Source organism: Lysinibacillus sp. JNUCC-52, from assembly GCF_015999545.1.
Classification (GTDB): Bacteria; Bacillota; Bacilli; order Bacillales_A; family Planococcaceae; genus Lysinibacillus.
Window position 1 is genome coordinate 2,866,787 of record NZ_CP065546.1, and the last position, 18,972, is coordinate 2,885,758.

An 18,972-nucleotide genomic window follows, 5' to 3' on the forward strand; every position below is an offset into this window, starting at 1 on the left:
CTAACGGGGTGAATGAAATGGATTATCGTACTATTTTATCAAAGGTTATTGAAGAAAAAAGACAAAAATTAATTTCTGTAAGTGATCAAATTTGGGGTTATGCAGAAACAGGATTTGAAGAGTTCCAATCAGCACAATTATTATGTAACACTTTAGAAGAAGAAGGCTTTACTGTAGAAAAGGGAGTAGGCAATATCGATACTGCCTTTATTGGTAGTTATGGGACAGGGAAGCCGATTATTGCTGTATTAGGTGAATTTGATGCACTAACGGGCTTAAGTCAAGTTGGTGGAGATATTCAGTACAATCCAGAAGTAACGAATGGTAATGGACATGGGTGTGGACATAATTTACTTGGTACAGGGGCATTAGCTGCGGCCATCGCAATTCGTTCATATTTAAAAGAAAACAATCTTGAAGGCACTGTTCGATACTATGGATGCCCTGGCGAGGAAATCGGTAGTGGTAAAACCTTTATGGTAAGAGAGGGGCTATTTGATGATGTAGACTTTGCTGTATGCTGGCATCCTTGGTCTCGCAATTCTGTCTGGTCCATGTCATCACTTGCTTGCTATGAAGTTTCCTTTAGATTTAAAGGGAAAAGCTCTCATGCTGCTAGTACCCCTCATCTTGGTAGAAGTGCACTCGATGCAGTTGAACTTATGAATGTCGGAGTTAACTATTTACGAGAACATATTATTCCTGAAGCAAGGGTTCATTATGCTGTAACAAATACAGGTGGTGTTTCACCTAATGTTGTACAAGAAAAGGCGGATGTATTGTATTTCATTCGTGCACCACGCGTAGCTCAGGCAGAAGAAATTTATCAACGTATTTGTGATGTCGCAAGAGGAGCGGCTCTTATGACTGGTACGCAAGTTGAAATTGATTTTGCTTCTGCAGCTTCTGATATATTGCCGAATAATACATTGGAAAAAGTGATGCATGAGAACTTTGTTGCCCTAGGTGTTCCACAGTATGATGAAAAGGAACAACAATTCGCGAAGGACATCCGTGCAACTTTATCGGAGGCGGATAAAAAAGAAGATATTAAGGCGAATAAAGAACTAGAAGGCAAAGATTTGGCACATGTTATCGATCCATTTATTCCATCTAACGGAATATTACCAGGTACGAGTGATGTTGGCGATGTTAGTTGGGTTGTCCCAACCGTACAATGTATGGTGGCATGTGAACCGATAGGAACACCGCTTCATACTTGGCAGATTGTTTCAACAGGTAAAACGTCAATTGCACATAAAGGCATGCTACATGCTGGTAAAGTTATGGCGGCAACTGCTATTGAAGTACTACAAAACCCAGAAATTCTTGAAAAGGCGAAACTAGAATTAATTGAACAACGAAACGGGGAGGAATATGTATGTCCGATTCCTCCTGAAGTAAAAAAGTATAAACTTCAAACTGTTTAAAATAGATAAAATCCACTGTGCTTCTATACAGCGCAGTGGATTTTTACTATTGAGGAGCAATTAGAAAGGAACACCCTTTTAGGTGCTTAACACCAAACAATGACTTCATGTGGCGTAGTTTGTGCAGGAATGCTTCTTGTCGTAGGTCCATACACAACAATGAGAGTACGATTTGCAGGGCTCTTTGAAAAAGGCTGCCCATTTCTAAGCAAAATCGGCGTGTATGGAGCAAGGTTTAATTGTAATTGACCATCACTACTTAATAATTGGGAGTTAAAAAAGTCTACTTTTACATTTTGATAGCTATTTTCTTTAGCAATGATCAGTGCTTGATATTGTGGAGGATAGATTAACGGGGCAGGTGCATTCGCATCATAATAGCCAACAATACGATCACCACGGCTTACGACCTCTTGATTTACAAAATAAGTAGAAGGCGAAATAACAAAATTAACAATGCCGCCTGCACCATTTTCTACTGTCATTAACGTATAACATCCTTCACTTTCACCGTTTTGCCCGACTGCAAAATCATTTATCTGTGTAACTGTGCCCTGAAAAAAATTAAAATTTACCATAGCCATTCCTCTCTTAAAAAAGTTTAATCAATTATTGAAGGTGACTTTTTGTGTCATTAGCGAAGTAACCTTCTTTTAATACCATGTCATTTTAATCTATGTCACAAAACATTTATGGGTGACAGTATATGTTTTAGCTTAATGTCATTATAAAAAGGAATAATATATTTTTTTCACAAATCACTATATACTAAACATGGACTAAAACGTAATTTTTCTAAGGAGGGGAGCCTTTTGAATTGGATTTCTAAAAATAAGAAACCCTTTTTAGCATTCATCGTTATTATCATAATTATTGCGGGTCTGCTCGATATTAAATATGAGGGACTATTCTTTCAAATGTTACCTAAATCTTTGCAATCTTATTTAGCTAACATGTTTTAAAAACGTTTCAGCTTACATGAATCTTTTTATAAATAAAAACGCATGAGCTTGGCCAAACTTTATATGAAAAGTATTTGAACAGAGATTATCTGTTTTATTACTTTTCAATAAAATCAATGGGGGATGGCTATGTCAAATATAAACACAAATTGTAACAATGCAAAAGTTCGGGACAAGCATAGTGCGAAAAAACGAGAAGTAAATCAAAACGGTAAAAAGCTCTATAAAGAGGAGTTTGGATCTGATTTCGATATTGATGCAACATCCGCTCAAGCAAATAACTTTCCTGAAGCACGGGGGAAAACCGATACCCAGCAACCAGTAAGTGAGCGAACTGCATGGCACTAGTTTGTATTTGACATCTATTCAATTCATTGAGTTAAAGGACTAAGGTGGAAGCCTTAGTTCTTTTTTTATAATGAATACAGATTACTGCTTTTGCGATTTTCCTGTAGAAGTTGCCCTATAATAATAGGCATCAAGCGTATGACCTTCTTGATGCCTAATAAAAACTGTTTAGCCATTTTAATTTATTTCCTGTGGAATTTTAATTGTGACAGTCGTACCGATTGTTGGGCTTGAATTAATTGTAATTCCATAGTTAGAACCATAGTATAGCTTAATACGTTGATCTACATTTTGAATGCCAACCCCACCAAGCTTAGTTCGCTTCTCGGTAGTATCCGTACTTAGTTGTTTAACGTTAAAGCCTTGTCCGTTGTCTCGGACTATTAGCTCCACATCTTTACCACTCGCTATTGCACTAATATGAATATGTCCATTATGAGGGATACTTCGAATACCATGATATAAAGCATTTTCAACAATTGGTTGTAAAAGAATTTTGGGCATTCGTACATTTCGGATGGATTGATCACAGACAATGTTGTAATTTAACTTATCTCCGTAACGCTCTTTTTGTATAAACAAATATTGACGAACATGATGCAATTCATTTTCTACGGTTGTCATTTCATTCCCGCCACTAAGCGATAAGCGGAAAAATTGAGCAAGTGCTTTTGTGATTTCTATGACCTTCTCACTGTCATTAAATTCTGCCATCCAAACGATTGTATCTAAAGTATTGTATAAGAAATGAGGGTTGATTTGACTGTGAAGCGCACTAATTTCTGTTACTCTTAAGTGTTTTTCCTTTTCCGTGATTTCCTGCATTAATTTTTCAATTTGCACAATCATACTATTGAAATGTTTTGCCAAACTTTGTGCCTCAAAGCATCCTTTTTCATCGATTGGTATTTCTTTTAAGCCATGCTCGATATTTTGCATTGCTTTTTCTAGACGTTGGAAAGGTATCGTGATTCGTCCTGCAAATAAAGCAACACTAAAAGCAGCTATAATAAAAAGAATCATGCCTACTAATAAAAAGATTTCGAGCAGTTGCCTTTTAATCATTAATAGCCCGTCTTGGGAAGAGACTCCAACAAAGGTCCAGTCGGCATTGTTCAGCATATAGGTGTGCGTCAACGTATTTTTTTCTTTATCATAGCCCGCTTGATTGGTGATAATTTGCTGTAATTGTTGTTGTTTCAAATGATTTTCAAAATACGCGGTATCCTTATGATATACGACTTCGCCGTTGTCATTCATAATAAAAGAAAAACCATTCTTCCCTAAATCTAAGTTAGCTAAAAAGTCTTCGATAACTTTATATTGAATATCGATAAGCAAAACACCAATATTTTGACCTTCAGCATTTTTAATTTCGCGGCTAATTGAGATTACCCAGTTATCTTTATCCATTGAAAAGTGTTGCATGCGTGCAGATGTCAGTACAGGCTTACTGCCATTATTAACAGCTGCCACATACCATTGTTCCTTCATCATATTGCTCGACATACTCATAATTAGGCCCTTTTCATTGGATAGGACTTGCCCGTCTTTACTAACAATAACTACCGATTGAATGAATCGATCCGTTGCCATCGTTGTTTGAATCAAGGACAATACATTCTGTTTAATAGTAGGGTCTCGCTCTGCACTTGAAAAATACGTTACAAGCTGAGGATTTTCAGCGAGTAAACCAGATACTGCTTTGAGCCGATCGATATAGAGGTCAATATACATACCGCTCTTTTCAACGGCCGTTTTCGTGCTAGAGGTTGCTTCACTTAACACGACAGAAGAAATACTGTAATACAAAATAATGCCCATTAATAATAAAATAAGTGCACTCGCTTTTAAATAATGAAGGGCAATTTGCATGCGTAAAGTTTTTAATATATTTGATTTCTTCATCGCTACTCTCTCATTTTCTCTCTAAATTGATTTGGAGAAATACCAAATTTCCTCTTGAATGTGGCGCTGAAATAATTGGGGTCCTCAAAGCCTACTGCCGCTGCAACTTCGTACACTTTCATATCTGTACTAAGCAAAAAAATTTTTGCTCTATCTAAGCGGATTGATAGCATATAATCTTGAAAGTTTTTACCGTATAGGCTCTTAAATAAGCTACTTAAATAAGAATTGCTGAGTGCCATTTTTTTTGCTAAATAACTTAATGAAAAATCGACGTTTGCAATATTGCGGTCAATTTCTTTTTGTATTTTCGCTTTATAGCCCATGTCATTATTTATATTTGTTTCATTCAAAATGCCTTCCACAAGCCGAGATAGCTCATGTTGACTTTGTGTTGCTTGAATCTTTGCTATCAGATTTTTTAACGTTTCTTGAATGTCTTTTTTAGAAACGGGTTTTAAGACGTAATCATCAATGCCCGCCTTTAATGCCGTTACGGCATAATCAAAATAATCATAACCAGTAATAATAGCGATTTTTACATTCGGTTTAATTGTTTTTGCTGAAATGGCAAAATCGAGGCCATTCATCTTCGGCATATTAATGTCAGCTAAAACGAGATCAGGATGGTGGAGTTTGAAAATTTCAAGTGCGGTCTCTCCATTTGATGCCTCAAATACTTCCGAAATGGAAAGCTCCTCAAAGTTAACAAATGAGCGAATTCCTTTTATAATAATCGCTTCATCATCGACCACTAATAATTTGTACATCATATCACCTCTTTGAGAACAAATACATAAAGGGACTGTTCGATTAGTAACTCCAAGCACGCAAAAAAATAATATCTAAATCGTAAAAATCCACTGCGCTTTCCGCGGGCACAGGGTAAGCCGCAACCCTCGCTGTCGCGCGGATTGTTGCGTCTTACATCGTGTGCTGTTCCCGCAGGAGTCTACGTGGATTTTTACTTGGCTAGTAATAAATAGGGCTGCATGCAGCGCTAGGATTTTTAATTGTGTCAGTGCCTGGCACTTTCGTAAAAATCCACTGCGCTTTCCGCGGGCACAGCGTAAGCCGCAACCCTCGCTGTCGCGCGGATTGTTGCGTCTTACGTCGTGTGCTGTTCCCGCAGGAGTCTACGTGGATTTTTACTTGGCTAGTAATAAATAGGACTGCATGCAGCGCTAGGATTTTTAATTGTGTCAGTGCCTGGCACTTTCGTAAAAATCCACTGTGCTTTTTCGCGGGCACAGCGTAAGCCGCAACCGTCGCTATTGCGCGGATTGTTGCGGCTTACGTCGTGTATTGTTCCCACAGAAATTTTTTAGATTTTTACTTGTGCCGCTCGTCATAAATAGGACTACTTGTTGAGCTATAAAGATTCAGAATTGTGTCAGTGCCTGGCACTAGTTATTTAGTTAGCTGTACTAAGTAACCATAACCAGCAGATTCCATTTCAGCTTGTGGAATAAACTTAATTGCAGCACTATTGATACAGTAACGCAAACCACCGCGATCAATAGGTCCATCATTAAACACATGTCCTAAATGACTATCGCCAGTACGGCTTCTCACTTCAATACGGATCATATTATAGCTAGTATCTACGAACTCTCGCACTACTGCTGGATCGATTGGCTTAGTAAAGCTTGGCCAACCACATCTAGAGTCGTATTTATCCGCTGATGAAAATAGTGGCTCACCTGTGACAATATCAACGTAAATACCTGGGTCGTAGTTGTCCCAATATTCATTAGAATAAGCCATTTCCGTACCATTACCTTGTGTTACTCGATATTGCTCTTTTGTTAACATTTTTTTAATTTCCTCATCACTTGGCTTTGGATATAGCGCTGGGTCGATAAGGGATGGCATTTCTTGATCTTTCAATGAATCAAACTCTACATGGCAATAGCCATCTGGATTTTTTTCTAGATAATCTTGGTGATATTCTTCTGCAAGTGTAAAGTTTTTAAGTGGCTCGACTTCAGTAACAATCGGGTCATCATAGCGTTCTTGTTCTTTTGCAACTACCTGATCAATAATGGGTCTATCTGCTTCATCTGTATAGTAAATACCTGTACGATATTGTATACCGCGGTCATTTCCTTGCTGATTCAATAAGGTAGGGTCAATAATTTGGAAGAAATGTGTTAAAAGCTTTTCTAAATTAACTCGTTCGGGATCATAACGAACATGAACGGTTTCCGCATGTCCTGTGTTCCGCCAAATAACATCTTCATATGTTGGATTTTCTGTATTGCCATTTGCGTAACCTGACGCTGCATCATAAACACCATATACACGCGCCATATATGCTTCTACACCCCAGAAACAACCACCTGCAAGCCAAATATCTTTTAAATTATTTGTATCAAAATTTAAGTTAACGTTTGGGTTTGGTGGATATTTCGATTCTGCTTGGGCTGTACTTGCACGACTAGTTAACAAAGAATTGTTGACCGAGCATGCTGATAAAAATAATAAAATACTAAATAATACGCCGAATAGTTTAATATTCATTAAATTTACCTCCTTTTATTATTGGATACTTTTAAATTTCTCAATAATTTGTGGATTGCTTACATGGCCAGGGAGCGTTTGAATGAGTTTACCATCTGAGCCAATATAGGACGACGTTGGATAGGCTCGTATATTGTATTGTTTCGCGATTGCACCATCTTCATCTAATAGCACTTTAATATTGGATGTACCTTCAACACCATTAAACCATTTAATAAATGCATCACGCTTTTTTTCATTATTGAAATTGGGTGATACGATGCTTAAAACAACAAAATCCTGCTCTTCACTAGCCAGTGTATTTAATTCCTCTAATCCTGCTAAGCAAATAGAGCACCAAGAAGCCCAAAATTTCACATATACTTTTTTGCCTTTATAGTCAGCAAGATTGTAAGTGTCACCTTTTGTATCAACTAATTCAAAAGATGGAGCGATAGTCCCTTCGTTTTTCGCTGCCGCTTTCGTAGAGGATGTAGAATCCCCCGCACATGCACCCAAAAGAAACACTGCTGCTAACATAATAACGAGCAGTTTAAAATTGTACATGTTAAGTCTCCTTTCTTATTGTGGAATGAACGTAAGTAACAGATTTAAATTATTTGTCATTAAGACAATGCCCATAAAAATAATGATAAGCCCACCGATAACTTTGATTTTCTCCGTATGTTTATTCAATTTTTTTACATGTCGTAATAGGAAATCAGAGAAAATAGCGAGAAGTAAAAAGGGGATTAATAGCCCGAGTGCATAGAAAAACATCATAAGTGCCCCGTAAGCTGCTTGCCCCTCACTTGCTGATAATCCTAATACCGCCCCTAAAATAGGTCCGATGCAAGGTGTCCAGCCCATACTAAACGTGAGCCCTAATAAATAGGTACCAAGTAAATCACGTTTATCGCTTCTACTCAGTCGTACTTTTGTTTCTTTATGAAGCACAGCTACTTTCAATAGACCTATTTGATGTAGGCCGAGTAACACTACGACTGCACCGCATATGGCGATAAACCAGTCTGTATTAATAAATGCACCAAGAAAACCAGCGCCAAATCCTAAGATGACAAAGCTTGTAGAAAGACCAAAAACAAAAATGATTGTCTTAAAAACTAAATGTAGATTCACTTGCCATTTAAATAGAGGCAAGCTGTGTTTTATAGTGACACCACTTGCATTGGTTGAAAGTACTGAAAAGTAAACAGGTAGTAAAGGGACAATACAAGGAGAAAGGAAAGACAGAATCCCTGCAATAAACACCGTACTGAATAAAAGCTGTTCGTCCACGATTGAAGCACCACCTTTCTTGTATAGTTTTATAGTAAGAAAAGTGAAGGAAAAGCAACATAGAATGATTTTATGTAACTCTTAGATATGATCTTGTAATGAATTTATAGAGAGTTTGCAAGGATGAGTAAAAAATTCGAATGGCTTTATTCCATAATATTTAGAAGTAAATGGTAAAATATTAAAAAGGAGGGATCGCGGTGGGGATGATTCGGAAATATGGAATGTTATTAGGGGGATTTGGCTTTTCTTATCTTGGAAATTGGATTTATCTCGTTGCATTAAATTTAATGGTTTGGCATTTAACATATTCTGCAACAGCAGTTGCAGGTATCTTTATTGTTGGCCCGATTGCACGCATATTGACCAATTTTGTGGCAGGCTCAATCATTGATCGGTCGAATAAGAGAAATATTATGATAGCAATGGATATTATACGTGGGATCATCGTTTTCCTTATGCCATTTATGACGTCTATTTGGCTTATTTATAGCTTGTTATTTTTAGCGAATATTGCAAGTAGTTTTTTCGGGCCAAGTAGTACATATTATATTGCAAAATACGTAAGCGATGAGGATAAGCAACGTTTTAATGCATTGTTAGGCACATTAAATTCTGGTTCTTTTATGTTAGGTCCTGCAATCGCAGGTGTCCTTATTGCTGTTTTTAATATAAGTATCGCTATATGGATTAACAGTGTGACCTTTTTTGTTTGTGCGTGGGTTATTGCACGTTTGCCGAATATAGAAGAGGAAGTAAAAGAGAAGCGTGTAGTGCTAACACTCAACGTGATTATAGCTGATTTTAAAGTAGTTTGGGCTTTTATATTGCAGCAACGGAATTTCCTGAAATTTTTTATGTCCTATCAAATTGCGCTAATGGTTGCTTTTGCATTAGATTCTCAGGAAATGACTTTTATAAAGAAAGTTTTATCTGCTTCGGATAGTCTTTACGGTGTATTAGTGAGTATTGCGGGGGTTGGTGCTATTGTTGGTGGCTTATTGGCGATGGTTTTAGTACATAAATTTTCGATCGCTACCTATGTAGGGGTAGGACTTACTTGCACGATGTTATCCTATACGGGCTTCTATGCTTCAAGCAATATTTGGGTTGCTACGTGTTGCTTTATCACGTTAGGCATTTTTATGGCATTCAGCAATACTGGGTACGATACGGTCTATCAAAAAAATATCCCGCCCAATTTAATGGGGCGATTCGGCAGTTCTGTTAGCCTTGTTCAAAGTGTTATACAAATTGTGCTGACCTTTAGTTTAGGTATATTAGCAGACTGGTTTTCTTTACAGCTAGTTGCAGTTATTTTTGGTGTAGTCGGACTTGTATTTGCACTCTTTATGTCTTTCCATATAGTAACAAATAAGCAAGCATTGCAAATCAGGGGAAATAAAAATTAGGAATTAGTTATAAAGGAAAAAAAGTGATAGAAGAGGTTCGAACAATAGGGTGTTAAATTTGAACCTCTTTATCATTTATAGCTCTAGATTTTTAGCATTGAGAAACAAAATGTTATGGAACGTTTTACATAAAGCGAACAATAAAACAGTAAGACCGACACAGCAAGTGCTAAAGGGATACTGAAAATGACTGGGACCTCAACGCCAGGCCAAATACTCATATTTATTTGATCCACACCTACAGTCCGTAAAATGCCAGCAAGTATTGCTATTAAAGCACTGACAACTAGCCCTACGTAGAGCACAGCGAGAACCAAAAGTGCTAACGAGCAAAAAAATCCACGTATTATTATCATCGTTGCTCCCTCCGAATAACCTGCTGCACTTTCGCATTAGGGGAAATAGAATAACTTTTTGTGTAATAAAGCGTTTGTATTGTACAATGACTGCCCACTACAACAACATCTCCTTCCACGACCTCCGCATTTGTATAGGTAAGACGCAAATGTTTTCCTGTTATCGAGTGACAATGAAGTTTTTTTCTAAGGATTGAAATTGAAAAGGTATCCTTCTCTATCGTTAGTTCATCTGCAATTAAGCGGTCAATCTCGCTTGCTCCTGATAACTTTAAATGAAAATGTGCTGCATGTATTTCTTGTGCTTTAATAAAGCCAATTGCTTGAAACTGTTGCACTTGTAGCTGTTGCTCAATTGTTAGTTTTCCTGAGCTATTAATAGTCGAAAATTGACCATTACGTATTTTTAAATTCCCTGCATTTGTGACCTCAGCAATTTCACAATAATCCTTCATCACACAAGAGCCTGTATTTTTTAAAACATGCGCAATTACACTCGAATGGAATGAGCTGTGCCCATGGGTAGAGATTGTTTTTAATCGAATTTCTTGATGAAAAGAAACAGCTCCGCGAATCTTTAAATGTTGACAAGTAGGTGCTAAATCATTAATAGTGCCGCTCGTAATCGTCATACTATGTTGCTTTTGTATAGGTTCCTTAGACATAGTAATCACCTCTTTGGTTTAATTAATATATATTTTAATTATTAAAACATATATTAATTAAAATATATGTCGCTTTAATTTGTCAAGAACAAAAAATGTTTATGGTGAATGAAGGAAAAAAGGATTTTCATTTTTTTAACTTCTATGGGAATGTGGACATAGGTTCAAGAAAGGGGATTTTAGAAATGAAAAAGACTGTAGACAAGATTCGAAGCTTTTCGAATTTGTTTACAGTCTGTAGTTAATTTGCTTGAAATCTTAAAAAATCTTTTGCATTAATTGATTCACTTCAATTAACACTTTTGCTATATCGGCTAATTTTTCTTGTGGGAATTTCAAAAATATATCATGGACTTTTGTTTCTCCATCAGTTGTTAATACCATGTTTACGACACGTCTATCCTCATTTTCTCGAACTCGTTGTAATAAATTTAATTTTTCTAGTTTATCGCACATAGACGTAACAGCACCAGGAGTTACGCTAAAGAAATCTGCAATTTCCGTTGCTTTCATACCACCGTTAATTTTTAGCTGAAGGAGTAGGATTAGCTGATTTTGCGATAATGATTCACCTTCTGATAGCAGATTAACAAACATCATCGACTTTTGTTGTATTTCAAGCATTTCTCGCATTATCACTTCTACATTTTGCATTGGATTATTTTTTAACAATTGATCACAGCCTATTAAAATATTTACTAATTAAATTATATAGTAAGTATATGAAGTATGTTAAGTGAATAACATCAAGGCAACGCATTTACATCTGCGTTAGGTTTCTTTAACAGTAGTTTTCCGAATAAGATGACACCCACCATTAAAAGAAGTATAGGTATTATAAATAATAAATGTCCTATTCCAGGCGCAAATAATGTTACCGTAGATAGTGGACCAAATAATTGGGGGAATCCAATTAAGATAAATAAAGGAATTAGAAAGTTAAATACAATGAGAGAGAACCAATTAACAACTGTTCGGAAAATTGATGTTTTATGATTGTTATGTTTAAAAATTATATAAATAGAATGTGTAATTAATACAATGATAAGTACAAAAATTAAATCAAAAATTATATATTTCATAAAAGGGTTACTTTTGGTGTTAGAAGGTTGTTCATGATGGACAAGTTTGTTAAGGCCACTAACTATGGCATCATATTCATTTAAATTAAAATAATCCATAGCATTGATTTGAAGACTAATACCGTAATCCCCATCTAACAACACTTTTGAATAAGTGTTTTCTGTCCATCCATTGTGGGAGATGGCATCATTCGTTACTTCCCAGCCCATAGCATAATAGGTATCATGCGCAACGAGTGAGGAAGGTTGATGCAGAGCATTCATGGCATTTGCTGATAAAATATTTTTTCCATTAAAGTGACCTTCATTCAATTGTGCCACCATGTAATTAGCCATATCTTCTGCGCTAGAAATAATGTAACCAGAAGGAACGGTGCCGTCATGGATTAATTGCTCTGTTGGTACCTTAATGCCGAATACGGTTTGATAGCCGTGTGCGATCGTATTGTTAATATCATCTTTTGGATCAGCATAGCTATTGTTCATTTCGAGCGGCTTGAAAATAAATTCATTCATATACTCTTTATAGGGTGTATTTGTTACTTGCTCTATGACTGCACCTAAAATGCTGTAATTTAAATTCGAATATTCGTAGTGTTCGCCTACAGGTGATGTCACATTGATATTTTCTAAGCTTTGTACATGTTCTTTTAATGTTTTATCTCCGTGCGATATCGCTACTTGACCATCATATGTAGAAAGACCGCTCGTTTGGTTTAGTAAGTGTTGAATCGTTATTTTGTTAGATTGCTCTTTATTTGCAAGTTGAAATCCTGGTAGCACGATGTATACTAAATCGTCTAAATGAATTTTCCCTTGCTCTACAAGCTGCATAATGGCAAGTGCTGTAAATGACTTACTTACTGATCCTATAACAATAGGTGTTTGCGGTGTCATTTGTGTGCCATCTGGGCTAGAGACGCCATATCCTTGCAAATATGCAACTTGGTCTTTCTTAACGATAGCAAGCGAAGCACCTGGGATGTTCAATCTCTCGATTTCTTTTGCCATAAATGCATCGATAGCAGAAATATCAAGAGCTTTATCTGTAACATCCTCACTGTTTGCAAAAACAACGTCGTTACAGGTTGTGAATAGCATCAACAAGGTCATGGCGAAAATTTTTAGAATGGCTAACTGTTTATACATAACGTACATTCCCTTTAATCGTATTTTGTTAAATAGGGACAGGCTACTACGAGAGTGGTTGCATAATGCCTTACATTGTAGAGCTTTTATAAAGCCTTCTTTTATAAACATAAAAATACATACTTAGTGGCCACCACAGAACTAGGAAGATTGGATAGATAGCCCAAATGACGCCTGGTGAGGAAACGATGTTGACGATAATAAAAAAGATACTGATGTGTATGCTAGCGTAAACTGAGAATGCAACAAATGACTTTTTCTTAGCGTGATATAGAGATAAAGGCCACCATATAATTAAAAAGGCAGGGTAGATTGCCCAAGGATATTGAGGGGACATAATGAAATTAGTTATTGAATAATAAATGATTGTGCTTGCACAGCCAATAAGTGCAATGTTCATAGATTTAGCTTTTTCCTCTAAAAACATAAGAATAGGCCACCATATGATCGGGTAAATGGCGTATATGAACCATAAATGCTGCGGTGTATATAAAAGATTTTCAATAATAAGGAAGGCAATGACCATGGCACTGCAAATGACAGCATACTGTTTATATAGTTTTTTTGACATGAAATATAGAGTGATAGGCCATAGTAATAACAATAAGCAAGGGTAAATAAACCATATTGTGTTAGGCGTTGTTGAATAATTGACAATTCCTAAAAACAGCATAGTCATCAAGCTACCGACAACTGAAAAGCTAATGTAATGCTTCATTTTACTCACTCCATTTCTTACGGGACCATACGAAATACATTGAAAGCGGCCACCATAATATTGCGAAAATCGGATAGATTGCCCAGATTGTATTTGGTGTGTAATATAGATTGATAAAAATAAAGAACGCTGATATTAAGCCACTTCCCCATAAGGAAAATTCTAAGTTTAACTTCGCCATACTTTTCTTTGCTGGTGCTTTAACGCCTAATTCCTTTTTTAAATCGTCAATATCTCCAAATTCAACGATTGCTTTATTAATGGCATCCTCTTCATCTTTTCCTTGCTCCATTAAATAAAATACTTTTTCCTCTAGATTTTCGATGATTTCTTGTTTTACCATTTCGGTTTCATTATTGCGTGGCATGTCTTTAAATAGCTCATCAATATGATGTTTGATTTTTTTCATTCTAAGCCCTCCATAAATAAGTCAATAATTTCCTTCACTTCCGTCCACTCTTTAACAAGCTCGCTTAAATAAGCTTTGCCTAATGTGGTAATGCGATAATATTTCCGTTTGCCTCCATGAGAGACATCGCCGTAATAGGCTTCAATTACTTCTTTTTTTTCTAAACGTTGAAACACTGCGTATAAAGTTGCTTCTTTAATTTGAAAACGATTATTTGTACGGACGCTTATTTCTTGGGAAATTTCATACCCATAACGATCCTTCTCTAAAATTAGCCGTAAAATAATGGAGTCCAAATGTCCACGAATAATGTCACTTCGAACCATAAGTCACCTACTTAACTTTTATTGCTCTATCTGATGGAGTAATATTAGCAAATATTACTCTGTCTGTCAAAGTAATATTTGTTTGCTTTTTAGAAAAATTTTTACAAAATACAAAAGCCGAAAATGAAGGACAAGTATCCCGCATGATCGGCTTTTGATGTTTAGAAGTATTTGATTGTCACAAATACAGGCCAGCTAGGAAAATCCCTAAAGCTTCCTCGTAAATCTCATCTAACTGACTGATTGGGAGCGGGTTCGTGCCGCTACCTAGTTCCACGGTAAACCCAGGTCTGCGCCAATCCTGTATGAACCAATCTTTATAGCCAGCGTAGCTATTGGCTGATTTAACAGGCTCATAGCCACTTACACGACTAAATTCCTCCACCATCGTTTGTGATTCAGGTGGTTCGAGATTTTCAAAACCCCAATAGATGACTTTACCTTGTGTATGGAAAGCTAAAACCCAAGCAAAATTGCTTTTCCTCGTTAAATCGGCCATGGCGATAGCTTCAGGCTGGGTTAACGGTGCTTCTCCTCCATAGTCTCGTGGTCCAGGTGATTGAGGATTACGGGCACTTTCTAGCTCCCATTTTGCAGGGAATTGGTCGTTTAAATCGACACCATTAATATTCGCCTTCCATCCAGAAAAATCTGTACTGTCATTGTTCCAAGTAATAAGTTTATTTTTAATTGCTTCATTATCTGGTGGGCCATTGAGAACTAAATTAACTCCATCGGGATTAACCATCGGTACGATAGAAAGTGTTGTTTGCTCGTAAAGGGGCCATGTGGAGAGCCCTCGAATGGTCGTTTGATTTGTTAGTGAGAGTAGATAATCGTTTAGGAATGTCATAATAATCGGTGTAGTAATCCATTCATTGGCATGAAATGAACCGTTGTAATGTATGCGCTTTGAGCCTTTACCAATAAGAATCTCGGGTATTGGACGCTCTAAAACGGAGTTGCCAATGGAGGCATTTTGAAGAAATGGGTAGGCAGCTAGTAGCTTTTCAATATCATTTATCATAATGTTGTAGTCGTAGTTTTGTTTACCGTTAACGAGCCGCCAAGTAAGCCTTTGAGGGACTTGGATTGTTTGGCCAATTTGCAGTCGATTTGGATGAACATCAGGATTTGCAAGCAAAATGGCATCGAGCTGCAGATTTTGACTTTGGGCAATTTGCCACAAAGAGTCTCCTTGTTTAATTGTATAGCCAGTTGTAACAAAACCAGGAATTCGAACGCGTTGTCCAACTTGAAGTCGTTGTGGGTTGATGTTTTGGTTGGAGTCTATAATTAGTTGAAGTGGTATCTTGTATAACTCGCTGAAATACCACAGTGAATCACCAGGCCTTACAAATATGTCCACAGTTATTCTCCCCTTATATTAAAATCGTGCGCTATAAGAGTATATGAAATATATAAAAATAAATAAGTGACAGGCACGGAAACAATTATGAAAATAAACGCACTGCGCGCGTAGGGAAATTTCGATTAATTAGATTAGCTGAAACTTCCTCTCTGTGGGGTTTTATGTATGGTTGTTCTAGGGAAAACAACTAGAGTTGGACTAAGTAAATTTAATCTGTTAATTTCAATTCCACCATTATACTGTTAATATAACAATATGACAGTAAAAAAAGTAGGGGGATTAAATGTATAAAAAGATAAAAATCGGTATACGTACCAAGATTATCCTCGGTTATGTAGTTATTATTCTTTGTTTACTTGCATCTGTGATTATATTAAATAATCAAATTACTTCCCTACAACAGGAAAGAAATCACATTATTAAATATGATTCACAAGTACAAACACTTACTAATCGTATTGAAAAATATATTTTAGATATGGAATCGAGCCAACGAGGCTATATGATTACCGGTGATTCGAGCTACTTAGAACCTTACAATAATGCCGAGGAAAATTGGAAGCTTGATTTTAATGAACTATATCAGCTATTAGAAGATAGGGGGAACCAACAGGAGAAGTTAGATGCTATTAAAGTAACGATTGAGCATTGGATTGCAACTTCTGGGGAACCGACAATAAGACTGAAAAAAGAAAATAATACGGAAGCATTAAATGAATTTTTCAAAGTAGACGTTGGTCGTAAAGATATGGAAACGATGCGCAATCAGTTTGATTCTTTCCGTTTAGACGAGAATACGTTAACACAAAGTAAGGCCAAGCAGCTGGATAAGAAAAATAGTAATTTAACATCTGGCTTGTTCGGCATACTAGTACTTGTATCTCTTATCTCAATCGTCATTGCTAGTGGGATTTCACGGTCAATTGTTAAAACAATGAAGGAAGTCACACAAACAATTAAAGTAATGGCGGCTTCTAAGGGAGACTATAAAACTAGAATTTATGTGAAAACTAACGATGAAATCAGTGATCTTGCAGACGCTACAAATGAGTTGCTGGATACATTTGAACGAAGAGAATGGTTGCAAGCCAATCTTGCTGAAATTGTGACTAAATATCAAGGTATTTCAGCTATTACGAAATTGGCGGAAACTTTCCTTTCCGAAATGTCGCACAAGACAGGGTCTTCATTTGGAGCATTTTATGTTAGGGAAATGCATAATGGCGATGTCCATTTTGTAAAGAAAGCAGCCTTTGCAGATGCTGGAGATAATGTTGGGATAGAGAAATTTAAAATTGGACAAGGTTTAATTGGCCAATGTGCACAGGAAAAACGAGTTTTCATAAACAGTGATATTTCTCAGGATTATCGTTTAATAGGCACAGGCTTAGGAGAAGCGCCACCGAAGAGCATTTTTGTCTTCCCGATTATATTCGAGGATGAAGTGATAGCTGTCGTAGAATTAGCGACAATGACTAGCTACACAGCGCTACAGAAAGAATTAGTAAATCAAGTAATTGAAACATTTGGTCTAACGGTTAATAGCATTTTAGGCCGCATGGAAATTGTACGTTTACTAAATGAATCGAGAGCTATGACAGAGGAGTTACAAGTTCAATCTGAAGAGCTACAAACGCAATCGGAAGAATTACAAATGCAAACAGAAGAACTAACAATGATTAATGAACAGCTAGAGGAAAGAACAAAAGATGCTGAAATTAAAACACAAGAGTTAGAAAAAGCTAAAAAAGAATTAGAAGATAGTTCTGAGCAACTTGTATTACATTCTAATTATAAATCTCAATTTTTAGCTAATATGTCTCACGAATTACGAACACCATTGAATAGCATTTTAATATTATCTGAAATGTTATCTGAGAATGGTAATAATAATTTAACAGAAGAAGAAATGGAATTTGCGAGAGTTATTCATTCATCTGGTGAGGATTTACTCGTATTAATTAATGATATTTTAGATATATCAAAAGTCGAGGCTGGGAAAATTGAAATTATTTTCGACGAAGTGAACATGAGTGAAATGCCGACACAAATAGAGCAAATCTTTGCTCCAGTAGCAAAGAAAAAAAATCTAGATTTGCAAATATCGAAGGCAGCAAATGTTTCTGACATTTTCTATACAGATGAAAAGAGATTCCAGCAAGTTGTAAAAAATTTATTATCAAATGCATTAAAATTTACAGAACAAGGCTATGTGCATGTAGATATCAAGCAACTTGACCTTGAACAGTTATCAACGAATATGCAAGATGTAAGCTCGGAATGGCTTGAAATTACAGTAACTGACACAGGAATAGGTATTCCAAAGGACAAACATCAGTTAATCTTTGAATCATTCCAGCAAGCAGATGGTGCTACTGTAAGAAAATATGGTGGAACAGGGCTAGGTTTATCCATTTGTAGAGAGTTTGCAAAATTACTAGGTGGTTGGGTTTCATTACAAAGTGAAGAAGGAAAGGGCAGTAGCTTCTCGCTTACTATTCCAAGTTTACCGAATGGCTTAAATAATACGCCGACGATTGATTCTGCTATTGTCGAAGTAGTGGCTACTCTAGAAGCTCCTGAAGTAGTAGAAGAGCTACAGGAGCAAGAGGGTGAAAACGATCTTGTCTCTACACAGGAAGTTGATGTGTTCCAAGGGAAAAATATATTAATTGTAGATGATGATTATCGAAATATTTATGCTTTGAAAGCAGCTCTTGAAAAGAGGGGCATGAATATTCTCGTTGCAAAAGATGGATTAGAATGTTTAGAGATTATGGAAACGAATAATAAAATAGATCTTATTCTCATGGATATCATGATGCCAAATATGGATGGATATGAAACGATGTCTATCATTCGAACAAAAATGAAGCTTACAGATTTACCTATTGTCGCTTTGACGGCGAAAGCAATGAAAACGGATCGTGATAAATCTTTAGAGGCGGGAGCTTCTGATTATATTAGTAAGCCATTAAATTTAGATCAATTAGAATCGGTATTACGCGTATGGCTAGTTTCTAAAGGGAGTTAG

The 18,972-nt window shown here is 36.4% G+C and carries 19 protein-coding genes; 5 read left to right on the plus strand and 14 right to left on the minus strand.

Features of this window, described 5'->3' with window-relative positions; genetic code table 11:
* Positions 1-17 precede the first annotated feature (17 nt).
* Positions 18-1,430, plus strand: a complete 1,413-nt coding sequence (locus JNUCC52_RS14095; protein ID WP_337980184.1) for a M20 family metallopeptidase — start codon at positions 18-20, stop codon at positions 1,428-1,430.
* Between the two features lie 86 nt (positions 1,431-1,516).
* Here JNUCC52_RS14095 and JNUCC52_RS14100 read toward each other — a convergent pair whose 3' ends face one another.
* Positions 1,517-2,008, minus strand: coding sequence for a hypothetical protein (locus tag JNUCC52_RS14100; RefSeq protein WP_337980185.1), 492 nt, complete (start codon positions 2,006-2,008; stop codon positions 1,517-1,519).
* A 234-nt stretch (positions 2,009-2,242) separates the two neighbouring features.
* On the opposite strand from JNUCC52_RS14100, the gene JNUCC52_RS14105 reads away from it, so the two are divergent.
* Together JNUCC52_RS14105 and JNUCC52_RS14110 are read left to right on the plus strand one after the other, a co-directional pair.
* A complete protein-coding gene (locus JNUCC52_RS14105; protein WP_173479196.1) occupies positions 2,243-2,392 on the plus strand; it encodes a hypothetical protein in 150 nt (49 codons plus the stop codon).
* A gap of 129 nt (positions 2,393-2,521) precedes the next feature.
* Positions 2,522-2,740, plus strand: coding sequence for a hypothetical protein (locus JNUCC52_RS14110; protein WP_173479197.1), 219 nt, complete (start codon positions 2,522-2,524; stop codon positions 2,738-2,740).
* 177 nt (positions 2,741-2,917) lie between these two features.
* Here JNUCC52_RS14110 and JNUCC52_RS14115 read toward each other — a convergent pair whose 3' ends face one another.
* The 5 genes from JNUCC52_RS14115 to JNUCC52_RS14135 form a co-directional block, all read right to left on the minus strand.
* On the minus strand, positions 2,918-4,648 hold the full coding sequence (locus JNUCC52_RS14115; protein WP_337980186.1) for a cache domain-containing sensor histidine kinase: 1,731 nt from the start codon (positions 4,646-4,648) through the stop codon (positions 2,918-2,920).
* Between the two features lie 2 nt (positions 4,649-4,650).
* The gene (locus JNUCC52_RS14120; RefSeq protein ID WP_337980187.1) at positions 4,651-5,421 is read right to left on the minus strand and encodes a response regulator transcription factor; all 771 of its coding nucleotides are present in this window, start codon (positions 5,419-5,421) and stop codon (positions 4,651-4,653) included.
* 637 nt (positions 5,422-6,058) lie between these two features.
* The gene (gene msrB / locus JNUCC52_RS14125; protein ID WP_337980188.1) at positions 6,059-7,171 is read right to left on the minus strand and encodes a peptide-methionine (R)-S-oxide reductase MsrB; all 1,113 of its coding nucleotides are present in this window, start codon (positions 7,169-7,171) and stop codon (positions 6,059-6,061) included.
* Positions 7,172-7,189: 18 nt separating this feature from the next.
* On the minus strand, positions 7,190-7,717 hold the full coding sequence (locus tag JNUCC52_RS14130; protein WP_337980189.1) for a redoxin family protein: 528 nt from the start codon (positions 7,715-7,717) through the stop codon (positions 7,190-7,192).
* Positions 7,718-7,732: 15 nt separating this feature from the next.
* Entirely contained in the window at positions 7,733-8,449 is a 717-nt protein-coding gene (locus JNUCC52_RS14135) for a cytochrome c biogenesis protein CcdA (protein WP_337980190.1), read from the minus strand.
* A 206-nt stretch (positions 8,450-8,655) separates the two neighbouring features.
* Here JNUCC52_RS14135 and JNUCC52_RS14140 point away from each other — a divergent pair, with 206 nt between their 5' ends.
* Positions 8,656-9,861 carry an MFS transporter gene (locus tag JNUCC52_RS14140; protein ID WP_337982222.1) on the plus strand — a complete coding sequence of 402 codons (1,206 nt, stop codon included), beginning with the start codon at positions 8,656-8,658 and terminating at the stop codon, positions 9,859-9,861.
* 83 nt (positions 9,862-9,944) lie between these two features.
* On the opposite strand, the gene JNUCC52_RS14145 is transcribed toward JNUCC52_RS14140, so the two are convergent.
* From JNUCC52_RS14145 to JNUCC52_RS14180, 8 genes are all read right to left on the minus strand, one after another.
* Complete coding sequence (locus JNUCC52_RS14145) at positions 9,945-10,217, minus strand: hypothetical protein (RefSeq protein ID WP_337980191.1); 273 nt, start codon at positions 10,215-10,217, stop codon at positions 9,945-9,947.
* Positions 10,214-10,882, minus strand: coding sequence for a hypothetical protein (locus tag JNUCC52_RS14150; RefSeq protein ID WP_337980192.1), 669 nt, complete (start codon positions 10,880-10,882; stop codon positions 10,214-10,216). Before JNUCC52_RS14150 ends, JNUCC52_RS14145 begins: the two co-directional genes overlap by 4 nt.
* A 258-nt stretch (positions 10,883-11,140) precedes the next feature.
* Positions 11,141-11,554 carry a MarR family winged helix-turn-helix transcriptional regulator gene (locus JNUCC52_RS14155; protein WP_228134207.1) on the minus strand — a complete coding sequence of 138 codons (414 nt, stop codon included), beginning with the start codon at positions 11,552-11,554 and terminating at the stop codon, positions 11,141-11,143.
* 74 nt (positions 11,555-11,628) lie between these two features.
* Positions 11,629-13,113 (minus strand): serine hydrolase domain-containing protein, encoded by a 1,485-nt coding sequence (locus JNUCC52_RS14160; protein WP_337980193.1) that lies wholly within the window; start codon positions 13,111-13,113, stop codon positions 11,629-11,631.
* A gap of 70 nt (positions 13,114-13,183) precedes the next feature.
* Complete coding sequence (locus JNUCC52_RS14165) at positions 13,184-13,831, minus strand: hypothetical protein (protein WP_337980194.1); 648 nt, start codon at positions 13,829-13,831, stop codon at positions 13,184-13,186.
* A 1-nt stretch (position 13,832) separates the two neighbouring features.
* Positions 13,833-14,240, minus strand: coding sequence for a permease prefix domain 1-containing protein (locus tag JNUCC52_RS14170; RefSeq protein ID WP_173479205.1), 408 nt, complete (start codon positions 14,238-14,240; stop codon positions 13,833-13,835).
* Positions 14,237-14,566 (minus strand): PadR family transcriptional regulator, encoded by a 330-nt coding sequence (locus JNUCC52_RS14175; RefSeq protein ID WP_173479206.1) that lies wholly within the window; start codon positions 14,564-14,566, stop codon positions 14,237-14,239. Before JNUCC52_RS14175 ends, JNUCC52_RS14170 begins: the two co-directional genes overlap by 4 nt.
* Positions 14,567-14,744: 178 nt before the next feature.
* Positions 14,745-15,935, minus strand: a complete 1,191-nt coding sequence (locus JNUCC52_RS14180; protein WP_337980195.1) for a M14 family metallopeptidase — start codon at positions 15,933-15,935, stop codon at positions 14,745-14,747.
* 286 nt (positions 15,936-16,221) lie between these two features.
* Between JNUCC52_RS14180 and JNUCC52_RS14185 the strand changes: the two genes are divergently transcribed.
* Positions 16,222-18,972 carry an ATP-binding protein gene (locus JNUCC52_RS14185; RefSeq protein ID WP_337980196.1) on the plus strand — a complete coding sequence of 917 codons (2,751 nt, stop codon included), beginning with the start codon at positions 16,222-16,224 and terminating at the stop codon, positions 18,970-18,972.